23 protein-coding genes are annotated in these 22934 nt (G+C 64.8%); 7 read left to right on the top strand and 16 right to left on the bottom strand.

Annotated elements, in window-relative coordinates; all coding sequences use genetic code 11:
* Positions 1–873: a fumarylacetoacetate hydrolase family protein gene (locus tag RSW2DRAFT_RS02110; protein WP_008027571.1), complete on the top strand. Its 873-nt coding sequence runs from the start codon at positions 1–3 to the stop codon at positions 871–873.
* Positions 870–1658, top strand: a complete 789-nt coding sequence (gene hpaH / locus RSW2DRAFT_RS02105; RefSeq protein WP_008027569.1) for a 2-oxo-hept-4-ene-1,7-dioate hydratase — start codon at positions 870–872, stop codon at positions 1656–1658. The genes RSW2DRAFT_RS02110 and hpaH overlap by 4 nt, the downstream gene beginning before the upstream one ends.
* 73 nt (positions 1659–1731) lie before the next feature.
* Here the strand turns inward: hpaH and RSW2DRAFT_RS02100 are convergent, their stop codons facing one another.
* The 6 genes from RSW2DRAFT_RS02100 to dnaN form a co-directional block, all read right to left on the bottom strand.
* Positions 1732–3765 carry an oxidoreductase gene (locus tag RSW2DRAFT_RS02100; RefSeq protein ID WP_008027568.1) on the bottom strand — a complete coding sequence of 678 codons (2034 nt, stop codon included), beginning with the start codon at positions 3763–3765 and terminating at the stop codon, positions 1732–1734.
* A 97-nt stretch (positions 3766–3862) separates the two neighbouring features.
* The gene (gene gyrB, locus RSW2DRAFT_RS02095) at positions 3863–6280 is read right to left on the bottom strand and encodes a DNA topoisomerase (ATP-hydrolyzing) subunit B (protein ID WP_008027566.1); all 2418 of its coding nucleotides are present in this window, start codon (positions 6278–6280) and stop codon (positions 3863–3865) included.
* Positions 6281–6360: 80 nt separating this feature from the next.
* Complete coding sequence (locus tag RSW2DRAFT_RS02090) at positions 6361–6981, bottom strand: LysE family translocator (protein ID WP_008027565.1); 621 nt, start codon at positions 6979–6981, stop codon at positions 6361–6363.
* Positions 6978–7412 carry a VOC family protein gene (locus RSW2DRAFT_RS02085; protein ID WP_008027563.1) on the bottom strand — a complete coding sequence of 145 codons (435 nt, stop codon included), beginning with the start codon at positions 7410–7412 and terminating at the stop codon, positions 6978–6980. Before RSW2DRAFT_RS02085 ends, RSW2DRAFT_RS02090 begins: the two co-directional genes overlap by 4 nt.
* Positions 7409–8509 (bottom strand): DNA replication/repair protein RecF, encoded by a 1101-nt coding sequence (gene recF / locus RSW2DRAFT_RS02080; protein ID WP_008027560.1) that lies wholly within the window; start codon positions 8507–8509, stop codon positions 7409–7411. Before recF ends, RSW2DRAFT_RS02085 begins: the two co-directional genes overlap by 4 nt.
* A gap of 67 nt (positions 8510–8576) precedes the next feature.
* Positions 8577–9695, bottom strand: a complete 1119-nt coding sequence (dnaN, locus tag RSW2DRAFT_RS02075; protein WP_008027557.1) for a DNA polymerase III subunit beta — start codon at positions 9693–9695, stop codon at positions 8577–8579.
* A gap of 217 nt (positions 9696–9912) precedes the next feature.
* On the opposite strand from dnaN, the gene RSW2DRAFT_RS18665 reads away from it, so the two are divergent.
* Positions 9913–10038: a hypothetical protein gene (locus RSW2DRAFT_RS18665; RefSeq protein WP_269629099.1), complete on the top strand. Its 126-nt coding sequence runs from the start codon at positions 9913–9915 to the stop codon at positions 10036–10038.
* A gap of 60 nt (positions 10039–10098) precedes the next feature.
* On the opposite strand, the gene RSW2DRAFT_RS02070 is transcribed toward RSW2DRAFT_RS18665, so the two are convergent.
* The 7 genes from RSW2DRAFT_RS02070 to RSW2DRAFT_RS02040 all read right to left on the bottom strand — a co-directional run bounded on the left by RSW2DRAFT_RS02070 (position 10099) and on the right by RSW2DRAFT_RS02040 (position 16289).
* Positions 10099–11274 (bottom strand): LamG domain-containing protein, encoded by a 1176-nt coding sequence (locus tag RSW2DRAFT_RS02070; protein ID WP_008027556.1) that lies wholly within the window; start codon positions 11272–11274, stop codon positions 10099–10101.
* Complete coding sequence (locus tag RSW2DRAFT_RS02065; protein WP_008027553.1) at positions 11271–11537, bottom strand: spike base protein, RCAP_Rcc01079 family; 267 nt, start codon at positions 11535–11537, stop codon at positions 11271–11273. Before RSW2DRAFT_RS02065 ends, RSW2DRAFT_RS02070 begins: the two co-directional genes overlap by 4 nt.
* A 229-nt stretch (positions 11538–11766) precedes the next feature.
* Positions 11767–13125, bottom strand: coding sequence for a chromosomal replication initiator protein DnaA (gene dnaA, locus RSW2DRAFT_RS02060; RefSeq protein ID WP_008027552.1), 1359 nt, complete (start codon positions 13123–13125; stop codon positions 11767–11769).
* 496 nt (positions 13126–13621) lie between these two features.
* A complete protein-coding gene (gene rpsT / locus RSW2DRAFT_RS02055) occupies positions 13622–13897 on the bottom strand; it encodes a 30S ribosomal protein S20 (RefSeq protein ID WP_008027550.1) in 276 nt (91 codons plus the stop codon).
* A gap of 94 nt (positions 13898–13991) precedes the next feature.
* Positions 13992–14768, bottom strand: a complete 777-nt coding sequence (locus tag RSW2DRAFT_RS02050; RefSeq protein ID WP_008027548.1) for an enoyl-CoA hydratase — start codon at positions 14766–14768, stop codon at positions 13992–13994.
* 56 nt (positions 14769–14824) lie between these two features.
* Entirely contained in the window at positions 14825–15676 is an 852-nt protein-coding gene (gene mutM, locus RSW2DRAFT_RS02045) for a bifunctional DNA-formamidopyrimidine glycosylase/DNA-(apurinic or apyrimidinic site) lyase (RefSeq protein WP_008027546.1), read from the bottom strand.
* Entirely contained in the window at positions 15654–16289 is a 636-nt protein-coding gene (locus RSW2DRAFT_RS02040) for a hypothetical protein (RefSeq protein ID WP_008027544.1), read from the bottom strand. Before RSW2DRAFT_RS02040 ends, mutM begins: the two co-directional genes overlap by 23 nt.
* A gap of 96 nt (positions 16290–16385) precedes the next feature.
* Between RSW2DRAFT_RS02040 and ubiE the strand changes: the two genes are divergently transcribed.
* Together ubiE and ubiB are read left to right on the top strand one after the other, a co-directional pair.
* Positions 16386–17141: a bifunctional demethylmenaquinone methyltransferase/2-methoxy-6-polyprenyl-1,4-benzoquinol methylase UbiE gene (ubiE, locus tag RSW2DRAFT_RS02035; protein ID WP_008027542.1), complete on the top strand. Its 756-nt coding sequence runs from the start codon at positions 16386–16388 to the stop codon at positions 17139–17141.
* On the top strand, positions 17142–18671 hold the full coding sequence (gene ubiB, locus RSW2DRAFT_RS02030) for a 2-polyprenylphenol 6-hydroxylase (protein ID WP_008027540.1): 1530 nt from the start codon (positions 17142–17144) through the stop codon (positions 18669–18671).
* 3 nt (positions 18672–18674) lie between these two features.
* On the opposite strand, the gene RSW2DRAFT_RS02025 is transcribed toward ubiB, so the two are convergent.
* The 3 genes from RSW2DRAFT_RS02025 to RSW2DRAFT_RS17335 are packed head-to-tail and all read right to left on the bottom strand — an operon-like array spanning position 18675 to position 22116.
* Positions 18675–19520 carry a phosphotransferase family protein gene (locus RSW2DRAFT_RS02025; protein ID WP_008027538.1) on the bottom strand — a complete coding sequence of 282 codons (846 nt, stop codon included), beginning with the start codon at positions 19518–19520 and terminating at the stop codon, positions 18675–18677.
* Positions 19521–19573: 53 nt separating this feature from the next.
* Positions 19574–20227, bottom strand: a complete 654-nt coding sequence (locus tag RSW2DRAFT_RS02020; protein ID WP_008027536.1) for a flagellar hook capping FlgD N-terminal domain-containing protein — start codon at positions 20225–20227, stop codon at positions 19574–19576.
* Between the two features lie 14 nt (positions 20228–20241).
* Positions 20242–22116 carry a flagellar hook-length control protein FliK gene (locus RSW2DRAFT_RS17335; protein WP_008027534.1) on the bottom strand — a complete coding sequence of 625 codons (1875 nt, stop codon included), beginning with the start codon at positions 22114–22116 and terminating at the stop codon, positions 20242–20244.
* A gap of 108 nt (positions 22117–22224) precedes the next feature.
* Here RSW2DRAFT_RS17335 and RSW2DRAFT_RS02010 point away from each other — a divergent pair, with 108 nt between their 5' ends.
* Together RSW2DRAFT_RS02010 and RSW2DRAFT_RS02005 are read left to right on the top strand one after the other, a co-directional pair.
* Positions 22225–22518: a rod-binding protein gene (locus tag RSW2DRAFT_RS02010; RefSeq protein ID WP_008027532.1), complete on the top strand. Its 294-nt coding sequence runs from the start codon at positions 22225–22227 to the stop codon at positions 22516–22518.
* The gene (locus tag RSW2DRAFT_RS02005; RefSeq protein WP_008027531.1) at positions 22505–22852 is read left to right on the top strand and encodes a hypothetical protein; all 348 of its coding nucleotides are present in this window, start codon (positions 22505–22507) and stop codon (positions 22850–22852) included. The genes RSW2DRAFT_RS02010 and RSW2DRAFT_RS02005 overlap by 14 nt, the downstream gene beginning before the upstream one ends.
* Positions 22853–22934 lie beyond the last annotated feature (82 nt).

The following is a 22934-nucleotide window of genomic DNA, read 5'->3' as shown; positions in this document are numbered from 1 at the left end:
ATGCCCTTTGTGGCGTTTCAGCGGGCCGGAAAGGCCGGCTGGGGGGTGGAAACCGCGGCGGGAGTGGTCGATCTATCCGCCCGGCACGGCGCGCTCTTCCCATCGCTGCGCGAGGTCATCGCTGGTGGGGCACTGGGGCGGATGGCGGAGGCGGCGGCGGCGGCGGAGATGGCGGCGGATTTTGCTGCCCGCGACATGGCTTACGCGATTCCGATCGCGGCGCCCGAGAAGATCATCTGCGTCGGCGTGAACTTTCCCGACCGCAATGCCGAATACAAGGACGGGCAGGAGGCGCCGCCCAACCCCAGCCTTTTCGTGCGGTTTGCGCGGTCCTTCGTCGGCCATGGCCAGCCGCTGCTGCGGCCACCGGAAAGTGCGCAACTGGATTACGAGGGCGAGATTGCTTTGGTGATCGGCAAGGCCGGGCGGCGGATTGCCGAGGCGGATGCCTATGACCACATCGCCGGGATGACGCTGGCCAACGAGGGCACGCTGCGCGACTGGGTGCGGCATGCCAAGTTCAACGTGACCCAGGGCAAGAATTTCGATGCCTCGGGCAGCCTGGGGCCCTGGCTGGTGCCGTTTGCGGATGCGGCACAACTGGATGATATTGCACTGGAAACCCGGGTGAATGGCGAGGTGCGGCAGACTGATCGCACGGCGCGGATGCTGTTTTCGTTTCGTCGGATCGTGGCCTATGTCTCGACCTTCACCACGCTGGTGCCGGGCGACGTGATCCTGTGCGGCACCCCGACCGGCGCCGGGGCGCGGTTCGATCCGCCGAAATGGCTGGTGCCGGGGGACGTGGTGGAGGTCGCCGCCGAAGGGCTGGGGGTGCTGCGCAACCCTGTGGCGGATGAGGTTCCGGCATGACCCCGGTGCAGGTGGCCGAGGCGGCGGCGGCGCTGTTTGCCGCCGAGCAGACCCGGGTGCAATGCGGGCTGCTGTCGCTTCGCTATCCCGGCATGACGATGGACGACGCCTATGCGGTGCAGGCGGCGTTCGTGGCGTTGAAGCGGCAGGCGGTGCTGGGGTGGAAGATCGGGTTGACCTCGAAGGCGATGCAGTCGGCGCTGGGGATTGATATCCCGGATTCAGGGGTGCTGCTGGCGGATATGCTGTTTGCCGATGGCGCGGTGGTGCCGGCGGGGCGGTTCATCCAGCCGCGGATCGAGGCGGAGATCGCCTTTGTGATGGGGGCTGATCTGGCGGGCGATGCCACGCGGGACGCGGTGCTGGCCGCCACGGAAGCCGTTGTTCCGGCTTTGGAAATTCTGGATACGCGGGTGCAGCGGCTGGACACCGGGACCGGGCGGGCGCGGATCATCACCGACACCATCGCCGACAATGCCGCCAATGCCGGGATCGTGCTGGGGGTGCAGCGGCATGCGCCGGAAGCGTTCGATCTGCGCTGGGTCGGGGCGATTGTCAGCCGCGATGGCGAGGTGGAGGAAACCGGGCTGGGGGCGGGCGTTCTGGGCGACCCGGTGTTGGGCATCGTCTGGCTGGCGCGGCGGCTGGCGAGTTACGGTCAGCAGATCCGGGCCGGGCAGGTGATCCTGTCGGGCAGTTTCATCCGCCCGGTGGAATGTCCGCCCGGCAGCCGGATCGACGCCGATTTCGGCGGGTTTGGCAGGGTGGGTTGTGCTTTTGCCTGAGACTGCAGTTTTTATCCCCGCCGCAGGAGCCTCCGGCGGGGATATTTAGAAACAGATGAAAGGCCGAGGTCGGTCAGATGTCCTTCAGCAGCCGCAGGGCGTCGTAGATGGCGGCGTGGGTGTTGCGGGCCTCGACCGCGTCACCGATGCGGAATAGCTGGAAGCCTTTCGGACCGCCGGTCAGGGTTTGCGGGGTTCCGGCGATCAGGGCGTCGTAATCCACGGCGCCGAGGTTTTCCGACTGCGGTTTCAGGTCGAAGTAAATCTCGGCCAGCGGCTGGGTGCCGTGGTTGACCACCACCTGATCGTAGGTCGCGGTTTTCGCCAGCGGGATGTAGTCCGAGCCGATGGTGGCGCGCAACAGGTTGCCGTCGCGGGCGACCGAGGTCAGCCGATACGTCACGGTAAAGGTGACCTTCTTGTCTTGCAGCGCCCGCATGTAGGGCACGAGATTCATCGCCATCACATCGGGGGCAAAGGTGCGGTCCGGGGTCATCACCTCGACCGTCGCCCCGGCTTCGGCCAGCAGTTGCGCGGCCTGCAGCGCCGCGTGGTCGCCGGCGTCGTCGTAAAGCAGCACGTTGCTGCCGGGTTTCACGTCGCCGGACAGGATATCCCAGGCCGAAACCACCAGATCGTTGCCGCCTTGCAGAATCTCGGTGGTGGGCAGGCCGCCGGTGGCGATGATCACCACATCGGGGGCGCAGGCCAGCACATCCGCCGCCTCGGCCCAGGTGTTGAAGCGGAACTCTACCCCGCGGGCGGCGCATTGCGCCATGCGCCAGTCGATGATGCCGATCATCTCGCGCCGGCGCGGCGACTGCGCGGTCAGGCGGATCTGGCCGCCAGGAACAGAAGCGGCTTCGAACACCGTCACCTGATGCCCGCGTTCGGCGGCAACGCGGGCGGCCTCCAGCCCGGCAGGCCCGGCGCCGACCACCACCACATGGCGGCGGGTGGCGGCGGGGGTGATGGTGTGCGGCATGGTTTCTTCACGCCCGGTCGCCGGGTTGTGGATGCACAGTGCCATGCCGCCCTGATAAATCCGGTCCAGACAGTAGGTTGCGCCGACGCAGGGGCGGATATCCTCCTCGCGGCCTTCCATGATCTTGCGCACGATATGCGGGTCGGCCATGTGGGCGCGGGTCATGCCGACCATATCCAGCTTGCCCGCGGCGATGGCGTGGCGGGCGGTGGCGACATCGGGGATGCGGGCGGCGTGGAAGGTGGGCAGGCCCACCTCGGCGCGGATACGGCCAGCGAAATCCAGATGCGGCGCCGATTTCATGCCCTGAATCGGGATCACGTCGGTCATCGCCGGATCGGTGTGAATCTGGCCGCGGATGATGTTGACGAAATCCACCAGCCCCGAAGCCTTGAAGCGCCGGGCCATCTCGACCCCTTCATCGGCGGTCAGGCCACCGGCGGCAACCTCGTCGGCGGTGTAGCGCATGCCCAGCAGGAAACCGGGGCCGACCCGCTTGCGGCACGCCTCCAGCACGTCGAACACAAAGCGGGCGCGGTTGTCGAAACTGCCGCCATAGGGGTGCGCGAGGTGGTTGGTCAGCGGCGACAGGAACTGGTCCATCAGGTGGCCGTAACATTCGAATTCCACGCCATCCAGACCCGCCGCCTGCATCCGTTCGGCGGCGTCGGCGTAGTCTTCGATGATGCGGGCGATATCCCAATCCTCGATCACCTTGGGAAAGGCGCGGTGGGCAGGCTCGCGGTCGGCCCCGGCGGCCACCACCGGCAGCCAGTCGCCCTTGTCCCAGCGGGTGCGGCGACCCAGGTGGGTGAGCTGGATCATCACCGCACAGCCTTGCTCGTGGCAGTCGTCGGTGAGGCGTTTCATCCAGCCCACCACCTCGTCCTTGTAGGCCAGGATGTTGTTGAACACCGGCGGGCTGTCGCGCGACACGGCGGCGGAACCGGCGGTCATCGTCATCGCCACCCCGGCCCTGGCGCGTTCCAGATGGTAAAGCCGGTAACGGTCCTTCGGCATGCCGTCTTCGGGATAGGCCGGTTCGTGACTGGTGGTCATGATCCGGTTTTTCAGCGTCAGGTGCTTGAGTTGGTAGGGCTGCAACAGCGGATCGGTGGACATGGGATTCCCTTTGGCTGGACTGGCATCAGCCTATGCGGTGCCGCCCCGCCCGTGGAAGGGCAAATGCGGCATCCGATAGCAGGCGGGCGACCGCGGCTCAGGTATCCAGATTTTCCACGTTCAGCGCGTTCTGCTGGATGAACTCGCGCCGGGGTTCGACCACATCGCCCATCAGCTTGGTGAAGATGTCGTCAGCCTCGGCCAGATCATCGACCTTGACCTGCAGCAGCGTGCGGGCCTCGGGGTCGAGCGTGGTTTCCCAAAGCTGTTCGGGGTTCATCTCGCCCAGACCCTTGTAGCGTTGCAGGGTCAGGCCTTTTTCGCCCTCGGCAAGAATGGCCTTCAAAAGTTCAATGGGGCCGTGGATCAACTGCTCGCGGTCCTTGCGCACCAGACGCGCCGGGGTGACATAGACATCGCGTGTGGTGGCGGAAACCTGCGACAGCCGCCGCGCCTCGCCCGAGCGCAGCACGGCACCATCCAGCGTGCGCAGTTCTTCGACGCCGCGCAGGATGCGCGACAGGCGGATGCCGTGATCTTGCGTGATCCGCCCCTGCCAGCCGCGTTCGTATTCCAGCGCCACAGCATCGAGCCGGCGGGCCACGGTATCGGCCACCGCTTGCAGGTCGCTTTCGGCGCGACCGGGGTCAAACGCCCCCGCCAGCGCCGCCTGTTCCAGAATGTGCCGCGGGTAATGCGTCGGAAACGCCTCCAGCACCCGGCGGAACTGCCGCGCGCCTTCGATGACGCGGGCCAGATCGGCGCCCGCGATATCCTCGCCGGTGCCCAGCCGCAGCACGGCACCATCGACGCCCATCTGCACCAGATAATCCTCCAGCGCCGCCTGATCTTTCAGGTAAACCTCGGACTTGCCACGCGCCACTTTGTAAAGCGGCGGCTGGGCGATATAAAGATAACCGCCTTCAATGACTTGCGGCATCTGCCGGAAGAAGAAAGTCAACAAGAGCGTGCGGATATGGGCACCGTCAACGTCGGCATCGGTCATGATGACGATCTTGTGGTAGCGCAGCTTGGCGATGTTGAATTCATCGCGGCCAATGCCGGTGCCAAGTGCTGTGATCAGGGTGCCAATCTCCTGACTGGCCAGCATCCGGTCGAAACGGGCGCGTTCGACGTTCAGAATCTTGCCCTTCAGCGGCAGAACCGCCTGATTGGCGCGGCTACGGCCCTGCTTGGCCGACCCGCCCGCCGAGTCGCCTTCGACCAAGAACAGTTCCGATTTCGCCGGGTCGCGTTCCTGACAGTCGGCCAGCTTGCCGGGCAGGCTGGCCACGTCCAGGGCGGTCTTGCGCCGTGTCAGATCGCGCGCCTTGCGGGCCGCCTCGCGCGCCAAAGCCGCCTCGATGATCTTGCCGACGATGATTTTCGCATTGGCGGGGTTTTCTTCAAACCATTCGGCCAGCTTTTCGTTGACCAGATTTTCCACCGCCGGGCGAACCTCGGACGACACCAGCTTGTCCTTGGTCTGGCTGGAGAATTTCGGGTCTGGCACCTTCACCGACAGCACGCAGGTCAGCCCTTCGCGCGCGTCGTCGCCGGTAAAGTCGATCTTCTCGCGCTTGGCGATGCCCGAGGATTGCGCGTAATTGTTGATGGTGCGGGTCAGCGCGCCGCGAAAACCGGCCAGATGGGTGCCGCCGTCGCGCTGCGGGATGTTGTTGGTAAAGGGCAGCACGGTTTCATGGTAGCTGTCGTTCCACCACATCGCCACTTCAACGGTGATCCCGGCCCGTTCACCGATGATATAGATCGGGTCGGCCATGATCGAGGATTTCGAGCGGTCCAGATAGCGCACGAATTCGCGCACGCCGCCCTCATACATCAACTCGGTTTTCAGCGGCTCGGCGGGGCGCTCATCCTCCAGCACGATCTTGACGCCCGAGTTCAGAAAGGCCAGTTCGCGCAGCCGGTTTTCCAGCGTCTTGAAGACATAGTCGAGGTTGGAAAAGGTTTGCAGGCTGGCCAGAAACCGCACCTCGGTGCCCTTCTGCCCCGGCGCATCCCCAACGATGCGCAGGTGTTCGACGGTGTCGCCATGCACGAATTTGGCAAAATATTCCTTGCCGTTGCGCCAGACCCGCAGCTCCAGCCATTCCGACAGCGCGTTCACCACCGACACGCCAACGCCATGCAACCCGCCCGAAACCTTGTAGCTGTTCTGGTCGAATTTGCCGCCCGCGTGCAACTGGGTCATGATGACTTCAGCCGCCGAAACGCCCTCTTCGGCATGGATATCCACCGGGATGCCACGGCCATTGTCGCGCACCGAAACCGAGCCATCGGCGTGGATTTTCACCGAGACCGCGGTGGCATGCCCCGCCAGCGCCTCGTCGATGCCGTTATCGACCACCTCGTAAACCATGTGATGCAGGCCCGAGCCATCATCGGTATCGCCGATATACATGCCGGGCCGTTTGCGAACGGCTTCCAACCCTCTGAGAACCTTGATGGAATCGGCGTCATAGGTGGGCGTGGTCTTGGCAGCTTCGGACATGCGGATAGAACCCCTTCGGTTGGGCAGGTTTATAGCCGGATGGGGGGGGAATGTCACGCGCAAGCCACAAGATTTAGCGGTCAGATCAGGGCGATTGCACCTGCCACCGCAATCAGCAGCCAGCCCGCCGTCAGGTTCAGCCGCCGCAGCGCCGTGGGCGAGGACATCACGCGCCGCACCCGGTCCACCGTGGCGGCAAAGATCAGGTTGCCGGTCATCGGAATGGCCACCGACACGGCAAGGATGGCGGCAATGTCGGGGGCGGTGACGCGGGTCAGATCGAAGAACCCCGGCAACACGCCCATGTAGAACAGGATCGCCTTGGGGTTGCCCAGAATCGCCGCCACCCCTGCGGCAAACCCGGCCCAGCGCCCCGGCCGCGTCAACCGGCTGTCGGCCGAGATCGCCCGACCGGCGTGGCGGATCAAGAGATACCCCATCAGCAGGAAAATCCCCACCGCCACCCAGCGCAGCACCACCATGAAATCGGCATAGACCGAGGCGACCCAGCTCAGCCCGAAAATCGCCGCCAGCGGCCAGACCATGTCGCCGATCGCCACCCCCACCGCCAGCGGCCAGGCGGCGGAAAACCCGCCGGTCAGCCCGCGGGCGATGATCGCCACCCAGACCGGCCCAGGGGTCAGGAACAGGATCACCAGCGCGCCGCAATACAGCAGCAGGCCCTCGATCGTGATGGTCATGGCGCCTCGGCCAAAGTCAGGCTGCCATCTGCGGCCAAGGGCCAGAACGGGTTCATTGCCACTTCCCAGACATGGCCATCCGGGTCGGCCCAATAGCCGGAATAGCCGCCCCAGAACACTTTCTCCGGTGCTTTCAAGGCCTTGCCCCCGGCGGCCAGGGCGACGGCAAAGGCGGCATCCACCTCTGCCGCACTGGCGAAATTCTGCGCCAGCGTGATCGCCCCGGTGCCCAGCGCCACCCCCGGCCTGCCCTGATCGGCGGCCAGATCGCCCAGCCCAAACAGCCCCAGAACCGCGCCGTGCATCTGGAAAAACGCAACGCCGGGCTGGCTCTGGCCATGCTCGCGCCAGCCCAACCGCGCATAGAACGCCCGCGAAGCAGCCAGATCGGCCACACCCAGGGTGATCAGCGTCACGCGTTGCGGGGTCATGTCTCCGATATCCTCGATACGCCAGCCTCGTCGGCCACGGCAAAGGTTTGGCCGCGCGCGCCCAGAGTGTCAAACAATTCCGCCCCGGTGCCGGTCATCAAGGCCTGCGCCCCCAACGCGCAAATCTCGTCATAAAGCGCCGCCCGCCGGTCGGCATCCAGGTGTGCCGCCACCTCGTCCAAAAGCAGGATCGGCGCCACCCCCAGATCGGCGGCCAAAGCCCGCGCGTTGGCCAGGATCAGGCTGATCAGCAGCGCCTTCTGCTCGCCGGTCGAGCACTGGTCCGCCGCCACATCCTTGGCGGCAAACCGCGCCGCCAGATCGGCCCGATGCGGCCCGATCAGCGTCCGCCCCGCCGCCAGATCGCGCCTGCGCCCCTCGGCAAAGGCCTGCGCCAAGGCATCGGTAGTCTCGGGCAAATCGCCCTCCGCCACAATCGCCAGATCCGCCTGCGGAAACGCCGTCTCGGCCCCGACCTGCGCCGCCAGCAACCGCGCCACCGCCAGCCGCCGATGCGCCATGATCGCCGCGCCCGAGGCCGCCATCTGCGCCTCCAGCACCCCGTACCAATGCGCGTCCGTCACCTGATCCTTCAATAGCCGGTTGCGGTCGCGCATCGCCTTTTCATAGGCCAGCACCGCCTCGGCATGATCGGGCGCGAAACTCAGCGTCATGCGGTCCAGAAACCGCCGCCGCCCCTCCGCCGCCTCGATCCACAGCCGGTCCATCGCCGGCACCAGCCACAGCATCCGGGCAATCCGCCCCAGCATCGCCTGCGTCGCGTGCTTGCCGTCGATGCGCACCTGCCGCGCCTGCCCCGCCTCGGCCCAGGTTTCCACCTCATGCGCAGCACCAATGCCGCGCAGATCGGCGCCGACCTTCCAGCCCATTGCCTCGGGCCGCCGCGCGATCTCGTCCACCCCCGCCCGCCGCAACCCCCGCCCGGGCGACAGCAGCGACACTGCCTCCAGCACATTGGTCTTGCCCGCGCCGTTCGGCCCGACCAGCGCCACCGGCCGTCCGTCAAAATGCAGCCGCGCCGCACGATGGCTGCGGAAATGCGACAGGCTCAGCGATGTGATGGCCAGACCGCTCACACGCTACCCCATTCACCTGTTCTCAAATATCCCGGGGGGTCCGGGGGGCTGGCCCCCCGGCTGCTTGTCAAACGCGCATCGGCATCACGACATAGACCGCCGAGGTGTCATTGCCCTCGCGCATCAGCGTCGGATCACCCGAGGAATTGAACAGGAACACCGCATTCTCGCGGTCCACCTGGCTGGCAATCTCCAGCAGATACTTGGCGTTGAAGCCGATCTCCAGCCGCTCGTCGCCGTAAGCCACCGCCAGCTCTTCCTCGGCGGCGCCACTGTCCGGCGCGTTCACCGACAGCACCAGCCGGTCCTCGTCCAGCGAAAGCTTCACCGCACGCGAGCGTTCCGAGGACACCGTCGCCACCCGGTCCACCGCGCGGGCGAACTCGGCGGCGTCCACTTCCAGACGGCGGGTATTGCCGGTCGGGATGACGCGGGTGTAATCGGGGAAGGTGCCGTCGATCACCTTCGAGGTCAGCGTCAGGACCGGGGTGGCAAACCGCACCTTGGTTTCCGACACCGAGACCGCGATCTGCGCCTCGTCATCGTCCAGCAGCTTGCGCAACTCGTTCACCGTCTTGCGCGGCACGATCACGCCGGGCATACCGGCAGCGCCTTCCGGCAAGGGCGCATCAATCCTCGCCAGCCGGTGGCCATCGGTCGCCACCGCCCGCAGCACCGGACCGGACTCACCGGTCGAGACATGCAGATAGACGCCGTTCAGGTAATAGCGGGTCTCCTCGGTCGAGATGGCGAATTTCGCCTTGTCGAACAGCCGCCGCAACAACGGCGCCGGGGCCGAGAAGTTCGAGGCGTATTCCGCATTCGCCATCACCGGAAAATCTTCTTTCGGCAGCGTCGCCAGATTGAAGGTCGAACGCCCGGCGGTGATGGTCAGCCGACCCGCCGCGCCATCCTCGGCCAGCGACACCAGCGCGCCTTCGGGCAGCTTGCGCACGATCTCGTGCAGCATTACCGCCGACACCGTGGTGGCCCCGGCGCGTTCCACCATTGCAGGCGCGCGGTCAACGACCTCGATATCCAGATCGGTGGCGCGGAACGACACGTTCGCCCCCTCGGCCTCGATCAGCACGTTGGCCAAAATCGGGATGGTATTGCGGCGCTCGACAACCGATTGGGCCTGGGACAGCGCCTTGAGCAGCGTGCCGCGTTCGATGCTGATCTTCATTGGCTTATCCCCCTGAAAGCCCCGTGACCGGGACGCCAAAACTAGCGGTTTTGCCAGCTTTCACAAGGCCTAAGGGCGGCCGGGGCGGCGCATGATGGCCCGATTGTGGGCGAAAAAGCCACATCGGCCCATCAATCCCGCGGGTTCGACGCATTTATCCCGCAAACGACCCGGTTGGCGGCGTTGGCGCGGCACGCTCGATCACATGGCAACCGACATGTATAAGCATCTGCCCTCGACCCTGTCTGCCGAAGTATGCCTTGCCCCCGAATCGGCCAAGCACCGCGGCATCCGGCCGCCAGACCATCCGCAGTTCATTGTCTGCCTGAAGGGCCACGCCTGACACGCTACTGCGTCTCGAAAATATCCAGCAAAGGTAACCTCCGTTTTCGCCTCAGCAGGTTCACGGCAACATGACAGCGCTTTTTGCGGCCAGGAAATGCTCGGCTTTTGAAATATCCACCGCCGATTTTGCAGCCCCCATCAGGATCAGCCCGTAAAGCCGCCCACCGAACGGCAACGTCGTGCCACCACGCCGCCCGATGTAAAGCGGGTAGTTGCCATAGGCCCCGGTTCCCTGATCGGTGGCGACGCTGGCCACCTGCACCCCGTTCAGGCGCAGGGTCGCGCTGTCACCGGCGATGTCGCCGGTCCCGGTCAGCACTGCTGCAAACGGTGCTGCAATGCCAGCGTCGGTGTAAACCGCGTTGGCAATCGCCGTCCCGGCGCTGCTGAACGAAAACGCGGCACTGCCCGCCAGATGCGGGCCAAACAACGCCATGCTGCCCGGATTGCTGCCGGACGAGGCCGACAACTCTGCCAGAACGCCGATCGCCGCATCACTCGCCTTCCGCACGCCGGCGATGACCGTCAGCTTGTCGGTGGCGGTAAGGTCGATGGCGCCGGACACCAGACCGTCATCCACGCCGTCAAAATCAAGCCAACGCCGGCCGCCGCCGGTCTGCCAGATCGGACGGGCAGCAGCGGCGGTCTGGCTTGCATGGTTGCCCGCAAGTTCGCGAACGCTGATGTTGTCGATCGACCCGACAAACGCGGCATTGGCGAAAATCTTCAGATCCTGGTCATAAAGACCAGAAAAGATCACCGCAGAATAGCTTCCCGACGCCGAGATGGTCGGTGTCTTGATCGCACCGGTGCCACCGATGCCAATGTCGGCACCACCGGCGGTGCAAGTCGCGGTGTAGCTGACCCGGTAGAACCGGCCTGCCGTTGCGCCGACCGGTTGAAAGATGCTGGACCCGGCACCTGGCACCTTGGTCGCCACGCCACCGCTGACCGTCCAGCCCGCCCCTTTCGTCCAGGCCGTATCGCTGTCGAATCCGCCATTCGCCACCAGTTCCGGCCCCAGCATCAGGCCGCGTGATTTGTCCAGCATCAGCCCGACCGGCTGCCCTGCCGCCGTCACCGGAATGGTGCCCGCCGCATCCTGAAACAGCGTCCGCAGATCGGACGGGTCATACCAGCCCCCCTTCACCCCTGCGGAAAACAACTTGGTCGGCTTCCACCCGCGGGGTCGGTGGGGGGCCGAACTGAAGCTGAGGTCGCAGGTCAGTTTCATGCGATCACCAAGGCATGAATACCGGTTGCGGTGGTGCCGGTGGCGCGCACACGCAATGCCCCAACCGGAAGAATCGAGGTATCGGCCACAACGACCTGACGGGTTTGGCCCGCGGCCGTCACCAAGGAAACGGTTCCGCCGACTTCGACATACAGCGACAAGGCAACAATCGGCAGGTCGATGCCATCGTTCGGGCTGACCGGAAAAATATCTGTCGCAGGGCCATTCAGGGCGGCTGCACGATTGGTGAATGGGTTGGTCATGTCTTTTCTCCGATTTTGGATGGGATTCATCCGCAAGCCCAGCGGCACCGGGCAACTATTCCATCGGGTTGGACATTTTCGGTAAATGCAGCGCGCGCTGCAGGCCGCGGCTTTGCCATTCCAGAGTCAAACGGCAAAACTCACCGCGGCGTCCAGCACATCACAGGCTGGCAGCCCGGCCTTTCCAAGCCGCCAAAGCTGCGGTCGCAGCCTTTGGCAATGACAAGGCTCAGGCTTGCAGCAGGCGACGCAGCAGTTGCAGGTCGTCGGAAAGCTGACTGTCAGTGGTGATCAGCTCTTCGATGCGGCGCACGCCGTGCATGATGGTGGTGTGGTCGCGCCCACCGAACCGCCGACCGATTTCCGGCAGGCTGCGCGGGGTCAACTGCTTGGCCAGATACATCGCCACCTGCCGCGGACGGGCGATGGTGCGCACCCGTTTTGGCCCGATCATGTCGGCCAGACGGATGTTGAAATGCTCGGCCACCTTGCGCTGAATTTCTTCAATCGTGACCTTGCGATCCGAGGCGCGCAGAATGTCGGCCAGGCAATCTTGCGTAAGGTCCAGCGTGATCTCGCGGCCCACCAGGCTGGCAAAGGCGAACAGCCGGGTCAGCGCGCCTTCCAGCACCCGCACGTTGGTGGTGATGCGATGCGCCAGAAACTCCACCACGCCATCGGCCAGTTGCAGGCCCGGATACTGGCCGCGGTAGAACTCGGCCTTCTGTTGCAGGATTCCAAGGCGCAATTCGTAGTCGGTGGGGTGCAGATCGACCACCAGCCCGCATTGCAGACGGCTTTTGATGCGTTCCTCCAGATCCTTGATCTCGCCCGGCGCGCGGTCGGCGGAAATCACGATCTGCTTGTTCTGATCAACCAGCGCGTTGAAAGTATGGAAGAATTCCTCCTGCGTGCTGTCCTTGCCCGCGATGAACTGCACGTCATCGACCATCAGCACATCGACCGAGCGGAACAGCTCCTTGAAATCCATGATCTGGCGTTCGCGCAAGGCTTGCACGAAGCGATACATGAACTGTTCGGCCGAAAGATACAGCACCCGCAGATGCGGCTGGCGGACGTGCAATTCATGGGCGATGGCATGCATCAGGTGGGTCTTGCCCAGACCGACGCCGCCATACAGGAACAGCGGGTTGAAGCTGACAGGCCCGCCCTCGGCCACCCGGCGGGCGGCGGCATGGGCCAGCTCGTTCGGCTTGCCGACCACAAAACTGTCAAAGGTGAAACGCGAATCCAGCGGCGCGCCCGGCACCTCGGCCTCGGCGGCAGGACGGGCTTTGGCGGCTTTGACACCGCGCGGAGCGGCGGTTTTCGGCGCGGCAACCGCTCGGGCACTGTGTTTGAATTCGACCCGGTGCACCGTCACACCCGCAGTGCCCAGATGGGCGCGGATATGGTCGGAATAGTTGCGCGATACCCAATCGCCATGAAACTGCGACGGCACCCGGAACGACACCACACCGTTTTCCAGCCCCGACAGGGTCAGCGGTTCGATCCAGCTTTTATAATTGTTGTCGCCAATCTGTTGGCGCAGTTCTTCACACACTTTGCCCCAGGTTTCGTCGGTCATGTTTTCCTGTCCGTCGCCATTCATTACTGGCTTGATTGGGACGACAATCGTCCGCGCCACACACCACACACGACTCACCCCGAGGGCGGCACAAGGCACCGCCGAACGGATCATCATGTGGGGTCAGCACAGGGCAACACCGGCCCCGAATCCGGGCCCGGCCAAGCCGATGGTCACAGTTGGCGCCGGAACAGGCGCAGACCGCATAACCATTTGATCACGAACAGGAAATTTTCCACCGCGGCAGCGCGGCAGCTTTGCAAGCAGTCCCCCGAAGCGTGATCCTGTCATGTCCCCCAGGACAAGCGTGAATCGCTTGGACAAGCTAGCAAGCGGGCAGGTGGTGCTGCAACTGATCTTCGTTGTTGACAGAACTTTGATCGCGCGAATCCCCCGGCGCTGGCAAATCGGCAACGGCGGTGGTTTTGCGGCTTTGGCGAAATGCAAAAAGCGCACCCAGAGGCGCGCTTTTCAGATCGGAAAATGTGTCGTGATATCAGGCGGCGACGGTCGCCAGACCCTTCACGCGCGACGACAGCCGCGACATTTTGCGCGCCACGGTGTTCTTGTGCAGCACACCCTTGGTCACGCCACGCGCCAGTTCCGGCTGCACCACGCGCAGGGCGGCGGCGGCGGCATCCTGGTTGCCAGAGGCCAGCGCCTCTTCGACCTTGCGCAGGAAGGTGCGGATACGCGAACGGCGCGCCTTGTTCACGGCATAGCGTGCCTCGGACTGGCGGGCGCGCTTCTTGGATTGGGGCGAATTGGCCATGTAAGGATTCCGGTTCTTCGGTTCGTGTCTATCTTGAAGCCGCGTCTTTACGAGCGACTCGGGGGCAAGTCAACCGGGGAAACCCGGATTTGTCTTATCTGTCGCGGAATTGCGGCTGGCGCTTTTCAAGGAAGGCGGCCATGCCCTCTTTCTGGTCTTCGGTGGCAAACATCGCGTGGAACAGGCGGCGCTCGAACCGCAGCCCCTCGGTCAGCGTGGTCTCGAAAGAGCGGTTCACCGATTCCTTCACCGCCATCGCCGTCAGCGCCGACTTCTCGGTGATCTTCACCGCGGCCTTCAGCGCCTCTTCCATCAGGTTCTTGGCGGGCACCACGCGGGAAACCAGCCCCGACCGTTCCGCCTCGGCGGCATCCATGAAGCGGCCGGTCAGATGCATGTCCATCGCCTTGGCCTTGCCGACTGCCCGCGTCAGCCGCTGGGTGCCGCCCATGCCGGCCACCACGCCCAGGTTGATCTCGGGCTGGCCGAACTTGGCATTGTCGGCGCAGATGATGAAATCGCACAGCATCGCCAGTTCGCAACCGCCGCCAAGGGCATAGCCCGCCACCGCGGCAATGATCGGCTTGCGCACCCGCGAGATTGCCTCGGCATCCAGACCGAACAGATCGGCGCCATAAACATCGACGAAGGATTTCGTCGCCATTTCCTTGATGTCGGCCCCGGCAGCAAAGGCCTTGTCCGACCCGGTCAGCACGATGCAGCGCACCTGTTCATCGGCATCGGCGGCGGCCATGGCATGCGCCAGTTCGGTCATCAACTGCGCGTTGATCGCGTTCAGCGCCTCGGGCCGGTTCAGGCGGATCACGGCCACATAGTCTTCGATCTCGACGATCAGCGTCTCATAGGCCATGGCCTGTCTCCCTTGCGGATGGCGCGACTCCTAGCACCACTGGGGCCGGGATCAAGTCATCTCTGACAGACCGGGCAGTAAAAGCTGGAGCGGCCCGATTGCACCATGCGTTCGATGTGGCCGGGGCAACCGGGGGTGGCGCAGGGCTGGCCCTCGCGGTCGTAAACGTGGAAACGGTGCTGGAAATAGCCCAGTTCGCCGTCGGTCTGGCGGTAATCGCGCAAGCTGGACCCCCCGGCCTCGATGGCCTCGGACAGCACTTGCCGGATGATCGGCACCAGCGAGGCGGTCTGTTCCGGGGTCAGCGACCCGGCCTTGGCGGCGGGGTTCAGCCGGGCACGAAACAGCACCTCGCAGACATAGATGTTGCCCAGACCCGCCACCACATGCTGATCCAGCAGCGCCGATTTGATCGGGGTATTGCGGTTTTTCAGCGCCGCAGCCAGCACCGATTCGTCGAAAGCATTGCCCAAAGGCTCCGGCCCCAGGCTTGCCAGCAGCGGGTGGCTTTCGGCGCCATCCGTCGCCATCAGGTCCATCGCGCCAAAGCGGCGGGCGTCGTTGAAGGTGACGCGGGCGCCGCTTTCCATATCCAGCACCACATGGTCATGTTTAGCGGGCGCCGGATGGGCATGGTGAAACTGCCCCAGCATCGCCCCCGACACCAGCATCCGCCCCGACATGCCCAGATGGATCAGCAGCGTCTCGCCGCTGGAAAGATCGGCCAGCAGGTATTTCGACCGCCGCCGCAGCCCCAGCACCCGCGCGCCGGTCAGCCGTGCGGCCATGTTCGGCGGGAACGGCCAACGCAGATCGGGGCGGTTGACCTGTGCTGCAACGATGGTCTGGCCAGCCATTACCGGCTCCAGCCCGCGGCGGACGGTCTCAACCTCGGGAAGTTCGGGCATGGGCGGGGGGTGGCCTTTCGTCGTGCTGCAACCAGTGCTGCGCAACCTCCAGCAAACCGGCGCGGCCTACAACGAATTTCGGCACCCGCGCCGTGCTGCCATCATCAAACCGAAAGCTGAGGAACCAGGCATCTTCAGTGGTGATCGCCGACAGATCGCGCCAGGCCCGGGTGCGATTGCCAAAAAACCAGCGCGGCGCGGTCAGGTGCGTGGCGTCATAGCGCAGCTCGTAAGTGGCGAAATAGAGGGTTTGCAGCAGGGCAAAGCCCAGAATCAGACCCTCCAGCACCGGCTTTGGCTGCTGCGGGTCGGTCAGCACCTGCCAGCCATACATCCGCACGATGGTGACGGCGATCAGCCCCGTCACCACGGCCACCGCCAGCCGCGCACCAAGCGACACCCGCAACCGGTATTCATTGAAGGTCCGGCGCGGATCGGCCGCCATTCCGGCCGAAGCCAGAAGCTGCAGCGTGATCATCCCGGCGCTTTCATCGCGCAACGGCTGCGCCAGCTTGCCGTCGCGCTGCTGCACATATCGCAACGCGATCCAGCGCCAGAACACGCCAAAGCCAACGGCCAGCAGCGCAATGGTCAGAAAATCCTCCATGCCCATCCGGCACCCCTTTATCCCTGCGGCAGATTTCCGGTTTCCCCTCTCGACGTCCAAGGCTATATCCCGAGCACGGCAGTTTTGGGGCGAGGGCACGGCATGACCGGCACGGACGACAATAAGACCACCCACTTTGGCTTTCGCGATGTTCCCGAAGGTGAAAAGGCCGGCATGGTGCATGGGGTGTTTACCCGCGTCGCCAGCAAATACGACATCATGAACGACGTGATGAGCGTCGGCATCCATCGGCTGTGGAAAGACGCCATGATGGATTGGCTGGCGCCGCGACCGGGGCAGAAGCTGCTGGATGTGGCGGGCGGCACCGGCGACGTGGCGTTCCGCTTCCTGAACCGCGCGCCGGGGGCCACGGCCACGGTGCTGGACATGACCGAAAGCATGCTGATCTCTGGCCGCCAGCGCGCCGAGGCCGACAAGATGGCCGAGCGGCTGGATTGGGTGGTGGGCGATGCGATGGCCCTGCCCTTCCCCGACAACACCTTCGATGTCTACACCATCAGCTTCGGCATCCGGAACGTCACGCGGGTGCAGGATGCGCTGAACGAGGCGTATCGCGTGTTGCGCCCCGGCGGGCGGCTGATGGTGCTGGAGTTCAGCCAGTTGCCGAACCCGGCGATGCAATGGGCCTATGACCGCTATTCCTTCAACGTGATTCCGCTGATGGGGCAGATCATCGTCGGCGACCGCGACAGCTATCAGTATCTGGTGGAATCGATCCGCAAGTTCCCCGATCAGGAAACCTTTGCCACGATGATCCGCAAGGCCGGTTTCGGGCAGGTGAAATACCGCAACCTTTCGCTTGGCATCGCGGCCCTGCATTCGGGCTGGAAGCTGTAGATGAAGGGACCGCACAATATCTGGCGGCTGATCCGCACCGGCGCGACGCTGGAGCGGACCGGTGCCATGGGCGTGGTGCTGGAGGCGTTTTCGGCACCGCCCAGCCTGCGCTTTGCCGCGCATTTTCTGGGCTGGCCGTTCAAATGGCTGGGGCTGAAGGGCGATCCGTCGCTGCCGCCCGCCACAAGGGCGCTGACCGCGCTTGGCCCGGCCTACATCAAGTTCGGCCAGATCCTGTCCACCCGCCCCGATGTGGTGGGCGACGAATTGGCGCAGCAGTTGCGCTATCTGCAAGACAAGCTGCCGCCGTTCCCGACCGCCGTCGCCAAGCAGATGATCGAGCTGGAACTGGAACTGCCGGTCGATCAGATATTTTCCGAGTTTTCCGAACCGGTCGCCGCGGCCTCGATCGCGCAGGTCCACCGCGCCCGGCTGGCCGACACGGGCCGTGAAGTGGCGGTCAAGGTGCTGCGGCCCAATATCGTCAAGGCCTTCCAGAAGGATATCGACGCCTTCTACCTGGCCGCCCGCATCATCGAGGCCATTGCCCCCTTCTCCCGCCGCCTGCGCCCCACCGACGTGATCACCCATTTCGAGGGCGTGGTGACCGGCGAATTGGACCTGCGGCTGGAATCGGCGGCGGCGGCGGAATTTGCCGCCAATACCAAAGATGACGATGGCTTTCAGGTGCCCGAGCCGATCTGGCAGCTTTCCAGCCGTCAGGTGATGACGATGGGCTGGGCCGAGGGCGCCAACATGGGCGACAACGAAGCCATCGACGCCGCAGGCCACGACCGCACGGCGCTGGGGTCGCGGGTGTTGCAACTGTTCCTCAGCCACGCGCTGCGCGACGGCTTCTTTCACGCCGACATGCATCAGGGCAACCTGAAGGTGGCGGCGAATGGCGACATCATCGCCTTCGATTTCGGCATCATGGGGCGGCTGGATGAATACACCCGCCGGGTCTATGCCGAGATTCTGTTCGGCTTCATCCGCAAGGATTACCGCCGCGTCGCCGAGGTGCATTTCGAGGCAGGCTATGTGCCCGCCGACCGCGATATCGACGAATTTGCCCGCGCCCTGCGGGTGGTGGGCGAGCCGATCTTCGGCATGGATGCCACCCGCATTTCCATGGCGCGGGTGCTGGCCTATCTGTTCGACGTGACCGAACGCTTCGGCATGCAGACCCGCACCGAGCTGATCCTGTTGCAGCGCACCATGGTGGTGGTTGAAGGCGTGGCGCGATCTCTCGACCCGCATATCAACATCTGGCAGGTCGCAAAGCCTGTGGTGGAAAGCTATATAAAACAGAATGTTGGCCCCAAGGCGCTGGTGCGCGATCTGGGGCGGACGTTGCAGGTGCTGGCGCGGTTCGGCCCGAAACTGCCAGGCATGGTCGAGGCGCGGCTGGTGGGGCAAGACGTGCCGCAGGAACCGGTGGTGGTGAAGAAGGTGCTGCATCCGGCGATCTGGATGGCGACCGGTGCCGGGTTGCTGGCGCTGGGGGTCTGGATCGGCACGCTGATCTGAAGCTCAGATCGCGGCGAGTTCCAGATCGAGAGCGGTCGCATAGTCGGTAGCGCCGCGCTCGGCCTTCCACAGGCAATGCGCCGCCATCCGCCAGTGAAACGCCGGGGCCAGAGCGTGATAGCGGGCCACGGTTTCGGCATCGGGATAGGCCTGCAGGAAAGCAGCAGCCTCGGCCGCGGTCAGCACCTTGCCTCGGTAAAGCCACTGCATCGCGGGCGACAGAAACGCTGCCAGATCCTCGGCCGGATCACCGATGGCCGGGCATTGCCAGTCGATCAGCGTCACGCCCTGCGGCCCGATGATCACGTTGCCCGGCACCGCATCGCCATGGATCAGGCAGGGGTTATTGACCGGCGGCACACCCGCATCAGGCGGCGGTGGCGGCAAGGCCGTCCGGCAATGCAGGGCGATTGCAGCACCTTGAGCGGCAAGTGCGGCACTTCCCGAAGGCTGGGCGCGCAAGCTGGCCACCAGCGGCAGTTGGTGCAACCGCCCCAGCGCTTCGGCAACCGCGGCGGGGTCCGCCTGCCAGACGACGCCCGGAACATGCGAATAGGCCAGCCAATCCGGGCCGATAGCACGAAGTTGCGGTGCCAGACCGCTGGGGGCCACATGCCGCAGCGCCAGCGCCTCGGCCGCAGGATCATTGGGAAACAACGGGCTGGCGGCCTCGCGGTCGAAAAGCTTCACCACCCAGCTTCCCACCTGCCACAACCGGTTCGACCGCCCCCCCGACAACGGCTGCCAAGGCTTGCCAGTCAGGCTGGGATTGTCCGCCAGCACTTCGGCCACCAGCGTGGCGGGCGGCGTCTGACGCAACAGAAAAACGGGCTCGGAGTCGGGGTTCATGGCCCGCAACCCCTAATCCGTCTGCCCCAGCGCTGACAAGCCCGCGCCGAACCTTAGCCGCGGATGGCGGTGACGGCGGCCACCGGAACCTCGATCCCGCCTTCCAGCACCACAGTGGCACCCGCGGCCCCGCCCCGCACCTCGACGATGCGGGCATAGCTTTCGACGTCGGTGGTGGCCAGCAGGTCTTCACCGGCATAGCTTTCCAGTTGGAAGGTGTATGTGCCCTCGGCCAGCGGCGCATCCAGTTGATCGACAGGCTCCCATTCCAGCGGGTCGGCTGACGCCGGGATGTTGACGCGATTAACCAAATTCCCCTCGAAATCCCGCACGACCAGAACTGCGGAATCGGCCCCGAAAGCCGGATTGGGTGCCAGAGAAACCGGATCGCCGCTGATCCAGACAGGTGCTGCGGCGCGGGCCTCGTGCCCAACCCATCCGGCCATCTGCGCCATGCCCATCAGCCCGAATTGTGCGCCCATCGCCTCCAGCAGGCTGTTGGTCTTGGCCTGCTGTTCGACGCTGGAAAACGTGGCCAACTGCACCGCATAATCGGCGGAATCAATCGGGTTCATCGGATCCTGATTCTTCAACTGCGTGGTCATCATCCGCAGGAAGGTTTCAAAATCAGAGGCAATGGCCGTCTTGCCGGAGTTTGACGACGTGGCGGCAGCGGTGGCGGCAGACGTGCTGGAGGCGATATCCATCAGACGATCCTTTTTTACAAACGCAGATCAAGGCCGGCCGCCCCATGCACCGAACGCGGCGAAGGGTTGGGCGACAAGGGTGGGTAGGCGGGTTCCGGCAAGACGACCGGCGGCGCCTCGGCAAGCGGTGGCGGCGGCGTGTTGCCCGAACCGGCGCCACCCCATTGGCCAAAGCTGAGACTGGCACCGGCAAAGCCCGACTGGCGGAACTCCAGCGACAACTGATCCGCGTTTCGGCGCAACAACTCGACCGTTTCGGGGCGTTCGGCGGTCAATGTGACATGCACGAGGTCGCCATGGTGCGACATCGACATCTGCACCTTGCCCAGTTCTTCGGGCGCCAGTGCCAGATTGACCGAGCCTTGTGCAGCGTCCGGGGCCATGGCAACCAGCATCGGTGCCAACGGCTTTGGCACCTGATCGGGCGCGCCGACAGGAACGGCCGTAATCCGCGACAACGGCGGAGAAGACGTGCTTTCCATGATTCCCGGACGCGGCGCATCGGGGGCTTCATGCAGAATCGCGGCGTTTGATTGCGCATCCGTGGGTGCGGCCGTCATCGGGTCGGAAACGCCATTGTCGGCAGCCGGTTCAGCCGTGCGGCGAGGGCCATCGGGTGTTGCGGGCTCGGTGACGGGCTGTTGGTTCGGCGGTGCAATGGCGGGACCGTCGGGCGTGGCGGGATTGGTCACCGCTGGCTGGTGCGACGCCGGATCGTTGGCTGCCGGATCGCGCGGGACAAGCGTCGAAGCCATGGCGAACCCTGTGGTTTCCGGCTGGGTCTTGCCAGGGTCAGACGGGAAACCACGATCAGCTTCGCCGGATGCCGCCGGTGGTCGGTCGGACAATGCTGCTGCGGCATCTGTTGCTTCCAAACGCGATGTCGTGACCGGGACGGAACCCGCCGCCACGGCAGCGTTCGGGCTTCCGATGGGCTGAGGTGCGGCGGATTGTGGTGCAGGTGTCGCCGGAACAGAGGATTCGGGAACGACGCCCTTGTGGCCAGACGGGGCGATTTCGTCTGCTTGGGCGGCAAGAGCGGTTGGGCGAACCGGAACGGCCTCGTTTGCTCCATCGGTATCCGGCTGCGCCGAAGGGGCCACTGCAACGTCGGCTGCGGGTTCATTCGACCTCAGATGCCACAAGCGCTGAAACGGCGAATCGCTGTGCGCGACCGCAATCGCCTCCGGTTTCGGTGCTGCCGGCACGGTTGTTGCGGGATTTTTTAGCCCGGGCATGACCGCCGACACTGGCGCAACCACCGCTGTCGCAACGTCTGCCGGGGCTGCAAGCCGGGGCTGCACACCAGAACTTGCAAGCGCCGAAGCCGGCGATTGGGCGGCCTCGGGCGGAACCGCAGTGATCTGTTGCGATGCATCGGGCGCTTTCAGGGTTGGCGCGACCGGTGCAGCACCCATTGGCAGACCTTCGGCAAAGCCCGCTCCTTGCCACGATGGCGTGGTGACATTCGTAACGGCGTTTGCCTGAGCTCCTGAATCGACTGGCCGTTCCGAAGCCACTTTCCCTGCTAGATCAGATTGTTGCGCCTGGATTTCCGTCATGTCCGGCAGTGCGGGGTCGGCAAGCACCCTATCCGAGCCGGGTACTTCGCCAATGGGATCAGGGTCCGCAGCGGTCGCTGTCTGCGGGATCATGGCAAGCATTTGCAGGACCGCCATTTGCCACATCGCCGGCGCGGATGAAGAGGCATCGGTATTTGCCGCTGGCGCCTGATTGGCCGATGGCGCTGCGGCATCTGCCATATCTGCGCCCGCAAACAACGCCAAAAAGCCGTTGTCCGACGTGCCGTCAGCCGGCTTTTCCGATGCAGGCGCGGAATCGGACTGCACAAGAGATAGAGCCGCGAGGAGGAAAGATTGAGGGACCATGGATTCGACTTCTGCCGTTGCGCCTCTGACTATTTGCGCAACTGGTTACTGTCTGTTTACCGCGTCCTGCCAATAGTGCGGAAAATGTGATGGAACAGGAGACGTCCGATGACCCCGCTTCTTGCCCCCCTCAGCGCGCCCCCAACCCTGCCCGGCCAACGGCCCGCCGCTGACCCGCTGCGTGAACAGGCGCAGGCACTGGAATCGGCGTTTCTATCGGAAATGCTCGGGTTTGCCGGTCTGGGCAAGGCGCGGGATTCCTTTGGCGGCGGTATTGGCGAGGAGCAGTTTTCGTCCTTCCTGCGGCAGGAACAGGCCTCGGCGCTGGTGGCTCAGGGCGGCATCGGGCTGGCCGAATCGCTGTTCCAGGCCTTGTCGAGGGCGGACCATGCAGAACGCTGACACCTTGGCCGTCCGGGCGCTGGAGGGGGTGCTGGACCGCATGCATCGTCAGATTCTGGCAGGCGCGTTGGACGATCTGTCCGGCCTCACTGGCGAGATCGAGGAACATCACGCACGGCTGACCGGCCTGACCGACAGCGCGGCGCTGGAGCGGCTGCGCGCCAAGGCCGCCCGCAACGCGACCTGCCTGCAGGCGGCGGCGCGGGGCCTTCGAGCGGCGCGACGGCGGATCAGCGACATCCATGCCGCGCGCGCGGGGCTTGTCACCTATGACGGGCGCGGCAAACGCAACGATGTGAACTTGGGCGATGGCAGCCTGACACAACGCTTTTGATCTAGCTGCCTTTCAATCAAATGCCGGTCACTTGGCGGGCACGGACGGGCGGGAATTAGCAAACTCTTAGAACTTCGCCCGC

It is taken from the genome of Rhodobacter ferrooxidans (assembly GCF_000176015.1).
In the GTDB taxonomy this organism is placed as follows: domain Bacteria; phylum Pseudomonadota; class Alphaproteobacteria; order Rhodobacterales; family Rhodobacteraceae; genus Pseudorhodobacter_B; species Pseudorhodobacter_B ferrooxidans.
This window is presented reverse-complemented; position numbering and strand designations above follow the sequence as displayed.

Bases quoted from the DNA above. Each gene is read 5' to 3' on its own strand.
- RSW2DRAFT_RS02110 (WP_008027571.1), top strand. From the start codon at position 1: ATGCCCTTTGTGGCGTTTCAGCGGGCCGGAAAGGCCGGCTGGGGGGTG.
- hpaH (WP_008027569.1), top strand. From the start codon at position 870: ATGACCCCGGTGCAGGTGGCCGAGGCGGCGGCGGCGCTGTTTGCCGCC.
- RSW2DRAFT_RS02100 (WP_008027568.1), bottom strand. From the start codon at position 3,765: ATGTCCACCGATCCGCTGTTGCAGCCCTACCAACTCAAGCACCTGACG.
- gyrB (WP_008027566.1), bottom strand. From the start codon at position 6,280: ATGTCCGAAGCTGCCAAGACCACGCCCACCTATGACGCCGATTCCATC.
- RSW2DRAFT_RS02090 (WP_008027565.1), bottom strand. From the start codon at position 6,981: ATGACCATCACGATCGAGGGCCTGCTGCTGTATTGCGGCGCGCTGGTG.
- RSW2DRAFT_RS02085 (WP_008027563.1), bottom strand. From the start codon at position 7,412: ATGACCCCGCAACGCGTGACGCTGATCACCCTGGGTGTGGCCGATCTG.
- dnaN (WP_008027557.1), bottom strand. From the start codon at position 9,695: ATGAAGATCAGCATCGAACGCGGCACGCTGCTCAAGGCGCTGTCCCAG.
- RSW2DRAFT_RS18665 (WP_269629099.1), top strand. From the start codon at position 9,913: ATGTATAAGCATCTGCCCTCGACCCTGTCTGCCGAAGTATGCCTTGCC.
- RSW2DRAFT_RS02070 (WP_008027556.1), bottom strand. From the start codon at position 11,274: ATGAAACTGACCTGCGACCTCAGCTTCAGTTCGGCCCCCCACCGACCC.
- RSW2DRAFT_RS02065 (WP_008027553.1), bottom strand. From the start codon at position 11,537: ATGACCAACCCATTCACCAATCGTGCAGCCGCCCTGAATGGCCCTGCG.
- dnaA (WP_008027552.1), bottom strand. From the start codon at position 13,125: ATGACCGACGAAACCTGGGGCAAAGTGTGTGAAGAACTGCGCCAACAG.
- rpsT (WP_008027550.1), bottom strand. From the start codon at position 13,897: ATGGCCAATTCGCCCCAATCCAAGAAGCGCGCCCGCCAGTCCGAGGCA.
- RSW2DRAFT_RS02050 (WP_008027548.1), bottom strand. From the start codon at position 14,768: ATGGCCTATGAGACGCTGATCGTCGAGATCGAAGACTATGTGGCCGTG.
- mutM (WP_008027546.1), bottom strand. From the start codon at position 15,676: ATGCCCGAACTTCCCGAGGTTGAGACCGTCCGCCGCGGGCTGGAGCCG.
- RSW2DRAFT_RS02040 (WP_008027544.1), bottom strand. From the start codon at position 16,289: ATGGGCATGGAGGATTTTCTGACCATTGCGCTGCTGGCCGTTGGCTTT.
- ubiE (WP_008027542.1), top strand. From the start codon at position 16,386: ATGACCGGCACGGACGACAATAAGACCACCCACTTTGGCTTTCGCGAT.
- ubiB (WP_008027540.1), top strand. From the start codon at position 17,142: ATGAAGGGACCGCACAATATCTGGCGGCTGATCCGCACCGGCGCGACG.
- RSW2DRAFT_RS02025 (WP_008027538.1), bottom strand. From the start codon at position 19,520: ATGAACCCCGACTCCGAGCCCGTTTTTCTGTTGCGTCAGACGCCGCCC.
- RSW2DRAFT_RS02020 (WP_008027536.1), bottom strand. From the start codon at position 20,227: ATGGATATCGCCTCCAGCACGTCTGCCGCCACCGCTGCCGCCACGTCG.
- RSW2DRAFT_RS17335 (WP_008027534.1), bottom strand. From the start codon at position 22,116: ATGGTCCCTCAATCTTTCCTCCTCGCGGCTCTATCTCTTGTGCAGTCC.
- RSW2DRAFT_RS02010 (WP_008027532.1), top strand. From the start codon at position 22,225: ATGACCCCGCTTCTTGCCCCCCTCAGCGCGCCCCCAACCCTGCCCGGC.
- RSW2DRAFT_RS02005 (WP_008027531.1), top strand. From the start codon at position 22,505: ATGCAGAACGCTGACACCTTGGCCGTCCGGGCGCTGGAGGGGGTGCTG.